Origin of the sequence: Dethiothermospora halolimnae, from assembly GCF_037577855.1 — a bacterium.
Classification (GTDB): domain Bacteria; phylum Bacillota; class Clostridia; order Tissierellales; family VENL01; genus Dethiothermospora; species Dethiothermospora halolimnae.
Map to the genome: position 1 here is coordinate 1 of NZ_JBAKFX010000085.1, position 10,192 is coordinate 10,192.

The 10,192-nt window shown below is 30.3% G+C and carries 6 protein-coding genes; 3 read left to right on the forward strand and 3 right to left on the reverse strand.

Annotation, left to right across the window (positions count from 1 at the left end; genetic code table 11):
* Positions 1–234 precede the first annotated feature (234 nt).
* From thrS to V6137_RS19465, 3 genes are all read right to left on the reverse strand, one after another.
* Positions 235–2,145, reverse strand: coding sequence for a threonine--tRNA ligase (thrS, locus tag V6137_RS19455; protein ID WP_425449628.1), 1,911 nt, complete (start codon positions 2,143–2,145; stop codon positions 235–237).
* Positions 2,146–2,660: 515 nt separating this feature from the next.
* Complete coding sequence (locus V6137_RS19460; RefSeq protein WP_425449629.1) at positions 2,661–3,182, reverse strand: hypothetical protein; 522 nt, start codon at positions 3,180–3,182, stop codon at positions 2,661–2,663.
* Between the two features lie 49 nt (positions 3,183–3,231).
* The gene (locus tag V6137_RS19465) at positions 3,232–4,050 is read right to left on the reverse strand and encodes a VanW family protein (RefSeq protein ID WP_425449630.1); all 819 of its coding nucleotides are present in this window, start codon (positions 4,048–4,050) and stop codon (positions 3,232–3,234) included.
* Positions 4,051–4,265: 215 nt separating this feature from the next.
* Here V6137_RS19465 and V6137_RS19470 point away from each other — a divergent pair, with 215 nt between their 5' ends.
* The 3 genes from V6137_RS19470 to V6137_RS19480 all read left to right on the forward strand — a co-directional run bounded on the left by V6137_RS19470 (position 4,266) and on the right by V6137_RS19480 (position 10,086).
* The gene (locus tag V6137_RS19470) at positions 4,266–5,519 is read left to right on the forward strand and encodes an MFS transporter (RefSeq protein WP_425449631.1); all 1,254 of its coding nucleotides are present in this window, start codon (positions 4,266–4,268) and stop codon (positions 5,517–5,519) included.
* Between the two features lie 270 nt (positions 5,520–5,789).
* Positions 5,790–8,645 carry a YhgE/Pip family protein gene (locus tag V6137_RS19475; protein WP_425449632.1) on the forward strand — a complete coding sequence of 952 codons (2,856 nt, stop codon included), beginning with the start codon at positions 5,790–5,792 and terminating at the stop codon, positions 8,643–8,645.
* A 178-nt stretch (positions 8,646–8,823) separates the two neighbouring features.
* Positions 8,824–10,086 (forward strand): D-serine ammonia-lyase, encoded by a 1,263-nt coding sequence (locus V6137_RS19480; RefSeq protein ID WP_425449633.1) that lies wholly within the window; start codon positions 8,824–8,826, stop codon positions 10,084–10,086.
* The last annotated feature ends 106 nt before the right edge of the window (positions 10,087–10,192 follow it).

A 10,192-nucleotide genomic window follows, 5' to 3' on the forward strand; every position in this document is an offset into this window, starting at 1 on the left:
AATTTTAAAAGCCTAAATTTGGCCATTGTTCGTGTTTTTCAAAGGTCTTTTTGTCGTGCATAAATTTAATATTAGAGAATTTAAATTTTTTCACTTAAATACTCTTGACTTTTACTAGCTGGTCTAATAATATGAAATTATCCCATACCATATTATACCACAAAATCAATAATATCCAATTATTAATTTTGTGATATCTATACATTTCATACTTAGGACAGATTAAATTGATTTTTATTTCTTCTCTTCTATTTCCTTAGCCACTTTAGCTACAAATTTATCAACATCCATAGCTCCCATATCTCCATCTTCCCTATCTCTAACGGAAACAGTAACTTCATTTTCCTCTTTCTCTCCTACTATAAGCATATATGGGTTTTTGTTAAGTTGAGCTTCTCTAATCTTATATCCTATCTTTTCTGATCTTGTATCTACTTCTACCCTTACACCCTTTTCTTTAAGTTTTTCTGCCACTTTATATCCATAGTCATTAAACTTATCAGATATAGGTAATATACTTACTTGGACTGGAGATAACCAAACAGGGAACTTACCTGCATAGTGCTCTATAAGAACTCCCATAAATCTCTCCATACTGCCTAATATAGTCCTATGAATCATAACCGGTCTATGTTTTTCATTATCTTGACCTACATATGTTAAGTCAAATCTTTCTGGCATTTGGAAATCTAGCTGTATAGTAGCACACTGCCATGTACGACCTATACTATCTTCTAGATGGAAGTCTATTTTAGGTCCGTAGAATGCTCCATCTCCTTCATTTACTATATAATCTATATTCTTTTCTTCTAATGCTTCTCTTAAAGCATTAGTTGCCATCTCCCACTGTTCATCTGTTCCCATTGCCTTTTCAGGCTTTGTTGATAATTCTATATGATATTTAAATCCAAATACATTATACATATGGTCTGCTAGGTCTATTACTTTTACTAATTCATCTTTAATTTGATCTGGTAACATAAATATATGGGCATCATCTTGGGTAAAGCTTCTAACCCTCATTAGGCCATGTAATGCTCCTGCTAACTCATGTCTATGAACAAGACCAAGTTCTGCCATCTTTATAGGAAAATCTCTGTAACTATACATTTGTGACTTGTATATTAACATAGCCCCTGGGCAGTTCATAGGTTTAATAGCAAAATCAGAATCATCTATATTAGTGAAATACATGTTTTCTTTATAATGATCCCAGTGACCTGACTGATGCCATAGTTGTTCATTTAGTATAATAGGAGTCTTAACTTGATCATAACCCCTTTTAGTATGTTCCTCTTTCCAGAAGTTTTCTAATGTATTCCAAAGCACCATTCCCTTAGCATGGAAGAATGGGAATCCTGGTCCTTCACCGTGCATAGTAAATAAACCTAACTCTTTACCTAATTTTCTATGATCCCTTTTCTTAGCTTCTTCTAATCTCTCTAAATACTCATCTAAGTCCTTTTTCTTTTCAAAGGAAGTACCATATATTCTTTGAAGCATTGGTCTTTTTTCATCTCCACGCCAATATGCTCCAGCTATACTAGTTAATTTAATGGCTTTAACCTTTTTAGTTGTAGGTAGATGGGGACCTCTACAAAGGTCTGTAAAATCACCTTGCTTATAGAATGAAATCACTTCATCCTCTGGAAGGTCTTGAACTAACTCTACCTTATATTCTTCTCCATTTTCCTTTAAGTATTCTATAGCTTCATCTCTAGGTAATTCAAATCTCTCTAATTCTAATTTTTCCTTAGCTATTTTCTTCATTTCCTTTTCTATCTTTTCTAAATCCTCCGGGGTAAATCTATGCTCTGTATCAAAATCATAATAGAAACCATCTTTAATAGAAGGTCCTATTGCCAGTTTTACGTCTGGGAATAATCTTTTTACTGCCTGAGCTAGCATATGGGCACTTGTATGTCTAAATACCTCTTGCCCGTCTTCATCATCAAACTTAAGTAATTCTAATTTTACATCTTCATTTAGTTCTTCCATAAGACCTTTAGTTTCACCATCTACTCTAGCACCTACAACCACCCTTGCAAGTCCTGAACTTATATCCTTTGCTACATCCATAATTGTAACTCCACTTTCATGCTCCCTAACTGATCCATCTGGTAAAGTAACTTTTATTTTAGCCATTTTTATTCCTCCTTAATTTTTTAATATAAAATAAAAAAACTCCCACTCCTAGTTCCCTAGGGGCGAGAGTTATCATCACACGGTTCCACCCTAATTAAGAAATTATATAATGAGTTGTGGGATTACGAATCCCCCAATAACTAAATTATATTATATAATTTCCACTTTAATGATTATAACGTAATCAACGGAAATCCTTACCCATCAAATAGGAAACCTTCGAATGAATTCGAAGCTACATATGAATTCAAAGATATCAACGAATTCAAAGTTAAAAATGCCTAAGATGGTTTCAGATACAACTCAAGGGTAGTTTTCAATTAGGTTCATCTAAGTTGCTTCCAGCCTATGGCAACTATTCTCTAATAGACTACATCTAATTTACTCATCCTATCATAGCTTTATATATTTTCTTACTTTTATTATAACATTATATGTATATTATTATGTATTGTCAAGGATGATTTAGTGGATAATCATTCCTAGTATATTCTTATTAAAGCTCACTGATATAGTTAATATTTAATCTCTTCATCACATATATTTATTTTTTCTAATAAAATTTCTTCTATCCCATTGATACTATCCTGTTCTATATCCCATTTAATTTTCTTGTTTTTGTTTTTAAATAAAGTTTTTTTCGAAGTTATAATTTCTATTCTATCTTTATCAACCATCTTATAACAATTTATATTTTCCCATTTATATATGGTATAGAAGGTATTGATACCCCCTTCTCTTATTTCTGCATTTTTGAAATTTAATACAATATTGATTATACTCAACATAGCCCAGCATATATATTCAATTATATTCTCCCTATAATAAACTTTAGAAAATATTGTTCCACCTACTCTATAGTTGTTGATATAACTTATTACCATCATAATATTTAGTATAGCTAAAATACTCCAAGAGACGATAGCCACTTTTTTAAATTTAATAGGTATACTATATTTAACTTTTCCTAAGGATTTTCTAGTCTTTCCTATCCTATATATAAGAATAATGATAAAGATTATAGTTATAATTATCATAAAATGTATTGGTTCTATTTTATCTATGTTAAACCCTCCCTTTAATAATTTACTGATTACTTTCTTCTAAAAAAGGCTGATACATCATTAATGCATGATTTTCAGTTATATATTCATCATCTAGTAATGTTTCTTCTCCATTATATATTTTTCTATTTATCACATTATGACGCAAATATCCTCCCCAGTACTCGTGGGTTATCTTATGTTCCTTTTCATATATTTCATATTTATATATTGGTTTATAGGTGGTTCTCCATTCCCCAACTAAATATTCATCTGTTAAAGATAAGCATAATTGATATGGCTCATCAGTTCCATTGTATATTTGAAGATCCCTATAGTTATAAACAAGGGTTGCTCCACTGCCAAAGGGTTGTGTCCTATTACTATCTGGGAATACATCATAACTATGTCTATATCTTTCAGATACTGTTAATGGAGTATGAAGGGTCATCCAGTATAACAAGTTAGATAATTGACATAAACCACCACCAACTTCATCAGTAAAGTCACCACCAACTAATACCATCCCCTCCACATAACCTTTCTTTCTTGTTGGATTTCCAACTAGTTTCCAAAAGGAAAATGTCTCTCCTGGATATATTGTTATTCTGTTTAGTTTCTCTATGGTAATTTGTAAATTAATTACTTTATTTTCTTGAAGCCACATATCTACATTTTTTAGTTTCCTATATAATGGGGTTTTATGACTAAATGCCTTATATTTTAAAAGTTCTTCCTCCCTATTTTTACTATACTTTTTATCACTAAAATACCACTGAAAATATCTTTTAATTTTATAATATGCTTTTCCTAGTATTAACCTAATCTTTGATCTGTTTTTAGGTCTTAATTTAGAGTACAAAACCATTCCTCCCTTTTTATACTAACTACTCTACAATCCCTATTATTTAATATTCTTTATATTCATCTTAAAAACCTTTGTTATTAGTAAAATTATTCCTATAACCATTATATCAAATATATTTACTAAAACTTATAGCCTTATTTTTAAAAATAATATATAATATTTAGTGACTCGAAATTAATTTATCAATAATTATATTGGAGTGATTTATTATGGAGGAAAGAAAAGTCTTTTTTAAACAAAAACTTAATACTTATAATAGCAAAGTAAATATAGTAAATGGAATTTTTGCAATAGTAGCTATAAACTTAGTTAACCCCTACTTTTCTAAGTTTGCCTTAAGATTAGGAGCCAGCGATTATCAAATTGGGCTATTATCTTCTTTACCTGCCTTATTTAGCGTACTAACTTTAATTATGGGTGCTGTTATAATAGAAGGTTCTACAAATAAGAAAAAAACAACTTCACTAATAATGTTTTCCCATAAAGCTTTTTATTTACTATTAGCTGTTGTTCCCTTTATGCCTGAAAACTACCAATCTTGGGTTTTTGTTATCTTAGTGGGGATAATGAACCTTCCTGGTTCAATATCAATAACTGGATTCCAATCCAGTATCGGTGATATATTTGACGAAAGAGCAAGGGGTAGAGCAATGGGTCTTAGAAATAGATACTCTGCTATTTTCGGTATGATAGTTGCTTTTACTTCCGGGCGACTTCTTACTATAATACCTAACAACAATAGTGAGACCATAATTTTATATCAAGTATTTTTCATAATTGCATTTATTTTCGCTCAAGGAGAAGTATTATCCTATTTAAAATTTAGAGGGATAAGAAAAGTGAAGCAAGAAAAAAATGCAGGTTACTTAAAATCTTTAAAAGTAGTACTAAAGAACTTGCCAAAACAAAGAAAATTCATAATATTTACATGCTGTTCCCTTTTATTTCACTTTGGTTGGCAAATGGGTTGGCCTCTATTTAGTCTTTATACCATTGACTATCTTAATGCCGATGAAACATGGTTGGGGATAATTTCTGTTGCCAGCAGTCTATCTTCAATACTAACCTATACATTATGGGGAAAATTAGCTGATAAATATGGTAATAGTATAATGTTAGGTATCTCTACCTTTGGTATGGCAATTACCCCTATACTATATGCCGCTTCAAATAGTCTTATAGCCTTAGTTCTATTTAATGTAATTATTGGTGTTTCTGTAGCTGGAACTGTTCTTATACTGTTTAATATTTTACTAGAAGTTATACCTTCTCAAAATCGAACCATATATATAGCAATATACAATACTTTGATCAATCTATCAGCCACTATATCTCCAATAATAGGTGTTCGGCTAAAAAAAGACTTCAATATATATTTAGCTTTAATAATTGTAGGTATTTTAAGGTTAATAGGAAGTGCCAGCTTCTTTTTAAGAAATAAGTTTATAAAAAAAGCTAAGTAAATGTCACTGAAAAAAAATGACTTTACTTAGCTTTTTTATATACATTAAACATACTAAACCTTTATTATAAAATAACAATTTTTTGTTAACAGTTGATAAATCTATTTATTATCAAAAAACTATGTGATAAAATCAGAGAGGATGTTCTACAATATTATTTTAAAATATATATTAAATATTCCCTATTATAAATCTTTTTACCACTTCAAATATACCATATAACCAACATTATTTTTGACCTATATCTTGTACAAAAAGGGAGGATATATTATGAAAAACGTTTTTAAAATTTTTATAAGTGATGTAAGAAATATATTAAAAAATAAAATAGCACTAATTATAGTATGTGGTTTATTGATATTACCTTCCCTTTATGCTTGGTTTAATATCTATGCATCTTGGGATCCCTATGGAAATACTGGGGGAATCAACGTTGTCATTTGTAATAATGACTTAGGGGGAAAAATAGAAAGTAAAAATATTAATATTGGTAAAGATATTGTAAGTAGTTTAAAGGAAAATGATACTCTAGGTTGGACTTTTATAAATGAGGCCGATGAAGCCATAGAGGTTGTGAGAAAAGGAGAAGCCTATGCTACCATAATAATACCAAAAGACTTCTCTGAAAAAATGAGTACTGTAATAAGTGATAATCCTATGAAACCATCCTTAGAGTATTATGTTAATGAAAAGATAAATGCTATTTCACCTAAGATTACAGACAAGGGAGCTTCAGTTATTCAAAATAAAATTAGTACCACCTTTGTTGAAAGTGTAACCCAGCAGGTTTTTTCAATGCTACATGAGGTTGGTATAGACGTAAAGGATAATGCACCGTTATTTAGTGCATACGACGAAAGTCTAAATAACTTAATAAAAGATATCCCTATAGCAATTAAAAGATTAAATGCAAATGCTGAAACAATAACTGACGGTTCAGAGCTTATATCCCTTTCAGCTGAAGATATGACTTTGTTTAATAATGTTTTCAATGATCTAATATCCTTTTCCACTGATTTTAAAAAGGATCTAGATAAACTAAATTATAATACAAAGGATGTCTCAAGAGAACTTGTTGAAACTCTCAACTTAACTAAAGTTTCTCTCAAAGACTTAGATAGTAACACTATGAAGTTAAAAGAGAAAGTTATATTAGAAAAACCGGACTTTGCAGAAACTCTTAATGAAAGCTCTAATAATCTAAAGAAGTTAGGTAAAGACATGAACTCCGTGAAAGAAAGTCTTAATGAATTTAATGAAGATATTTCTCCTGAATTAAATTCATTATATGATTTAACCGAAGAACAACTGATAGACCTTGAGCATCTATTAAATAAAATGGCTTATTCAGACCTTCATGGTGACAATGTCCATGAGGTAGCAAAATCAATACATGAACTAAACTCTAAAATAGAATCTAATCTTTTAAAATTAGATTATGGTGTTCAAAATGCTATTGAACCTATTAATACTAAGTATATTTATTTAGATAATATATCAAAAAATCTTTCTAAATTATTTGAGGAACTTAATAGCAAAGACCAAACCACAGATAAAGCTAATAATATATGTGATGACATCCTTATAAACATTAATGAACTAAGAAATGGAATCAATAATGAGAAATCCTTGTTATTAAGAACTCTAAACTCTATAGAAAAGGATCTTATAAATATAAAATCTAATAAAAGTATTGATACTTCAATTGCTGACTTAAGGTTACAGCAAAAAAAATTGACAGTATATACAAAGCAATACTCTATTCTAAAGACCCTATTAGAAAATACCCATGGTAGAGTTGAACCCACTTTAAGCTTTATTAAATCCATGGATAACACAACTAGTAATATTGATAAGGATGTAAATAGTTTTATAGATAGTTTTCATTACTACTCAGAATCTTCCAGTAATGATATAAGAAAAGCTAGAAAAAGCCTTAGAAAAATTAATCTGCTATTGAATAGGGAAAGTAATTACTTAACCCCTCTTATAAAAGAGGTATCTGACATTTCTTTAGCTAGGCTAGAGGATATGTCGGTCTTATTAAATGATGTATCTAATAACATTGAAAATAATAATAGATTAGAAAATTCTTTAAGTCATATGCACAATTTGAATACAAATATGATTAGTAATATTGATAATCTAATTATAAAAATTAATACCGATTTAACCTCTACTGTAAAAAGATATCTATCAAGTGCCTCTAATTTTTCTGGTGATATTAACGAACTATTAGTAAGTATAACTGAAAAATCTAAGCTTATTGAAGACTTTTTAAAAAAGCTAAGCCACAATGGGAAAATTGCTGCTAAAGACATGATTGAAATTGGAAAAAAATTACCTAAAATACGTCAGAACCTAATATTAGTAAATAATAAAACCGATGAATTTAGCAAAAAACTTAATATTGATAAATTTATAAATAGAGTTAAAAACAATAAAGGTATTGTAGCAGATTTTATGGCATCACCGGTTGAATTAAGTGCCCATCCTTTATATTCAACAAAAAACTATGGAAGTGCTATGACTCCTTTTTATACAACATTGGCTCTTTGGGTTGGAGTTTTGGTTTTATCTTCATTGCTTACAACTGAAAGTAAGAATGTAAACTTTAAACCAACTCCATTACAAAATCATTTGGGTAAATTCCCATTATTTGCCCTATTGGCAATCATTCAAGGTTTAATAGTTTCCTTAGGAGATATACTATTATTAAAGGTTTCTGTTTCACAACCTGTTCTATTTATAAACTTAAGTATGTTTTTGAGTTTAGTATTTTGTACCATAATATATACTCTAATCTCCCTTTTTGGCAATGTGGGAAAAGCCATGGGGGTTATACTATTGGTACTACAAGTAGCTGGATCTGGAGGAACCTTCCCGATACAAATGACCCCTCCATTTTTCCAAAAGCTCTATGCATGGTTACCCTTCACCTATGGTATAGGAGCCTTAAGGGAAGCTGTAGCTGGAGTATATTATCCCTCCCTTAGAAGTGATATTATTACTTTGATTATTTACTTAGTAGTATTCTTAGTAATTGGAATATTATTTATAAGTAGAACCCACAAATATATGGAAAAGATATCCCATAAGCTTGAGGAATCGGGAATTACTGAGTAAAAAACTCCTTCTGACATTAATGTCAGAAGGAGTTTTTTATACCCTTCTTCTAAATCAGTATCTATTCCATTATACCGATTAATATAGTCGCAATACTAGTAATAAAAAATTCCATAATAAATATTATATATGTTAAAATATAATTATCAATTTAACAGTTACTCTAAGGAGGGTTTTTATGAATTTATATAATAAAAATATATTATCTAAAGTTATTAATCTCGAAACAGTACTATGGATAAATGAAGATAAACCTAATTTTAATGATATATCTAATACATTAGCTCTAGACTATAAGGATATAGAAGATGCTTCTAATAGATTAGATAAATTTTCTCCCCTTATAAAAAAATTATTTCCAGAAACAGGAGATGGAATAATAGAATCTCCTCTAGAAACTGGTGGCATATTAAAGCAGGCTCTTGAAAATACATATAACTTAAAAATAAATGGGGATATATCGGTAAAGTGTGATAGTCATCTTAAGGTAGCCGGTTCTATTAAAGCCAGAGGTGGTATATATGAAGTATTAAAACTAGCTGAGACCATAGCTATAGATGAGGGGCTTTTAGATATTAATGATGACTACTCAAAACTTGCAGAGCCAAAGTTTAAAGAACTTTTTTCAAAATATACAGTAGCTGTGGGATCCACTGGTAATTTAGGTTTAAGCATAGGTATAATATCGTCTGCACTAGCCTTTAATGTGGATGTTCATATGTCCAGTGATGCTAAGGAGTGGAAAAAGGAAAAATTAAGAAAAAGAGGAGTAAATGTTATAGAATATGATGATGACTATACTAAAGCCGTGGCCCAGGGTAGGAAACAATGTAAAAACAATAAAAATTGTCACTTTGTAGATGATGAAAATTCTAAGGATTTATTCCTAGGTTATAGTGTTGCAGCCCTAAGGTTAAAAAAACAACTTAAAGAAAAAGAAATATTAGTGGATGAAAAACATCCTTTATATGTTTATCTTCCCTGTGGTGTAGGGGGTGCTCCAGGGGGGATAGCCTTTGGACTTAAACATGTTTTTGGTGATAATGTTCACTGTTATTTTGTTGAACCCACAGAGGCTCCCTGTATGTTACTGGGATTATTGACTGGGAAATATGATAAGTCCAGTATAAAGGATTATGGTATAAGTGGTGTGACTGAAGCAGACGGCCTTGCGGTTGGGTCACCATCTAAACTAGTATCTGAAATAGCAGATAAATTGTTAGATGGGATATATACCACCGAAGATAATGAATTATTTAAATTACTTAAGATATTGAAAGATAGTGAGAATATAAAGATAGAACCATCAGCAGCATCAAGTCTTCTAGGTCCCAATTTAATTGAAAGCAATAAAAATAGTCATCATATATGTTGGCTAACTGGGGGATTGTTTTTGCCTGATAGGTTATATGAAGAGATGTATAGAGTAGGAGGTAGATAATTAATTTATCTACCGGCCTCTCACACCACCGTACGTACCGTTCGGTATACGGCGGTTCACTAAGACAATCTGAATTTTTCATACTGTGAAGATAAACTTGTAAAGC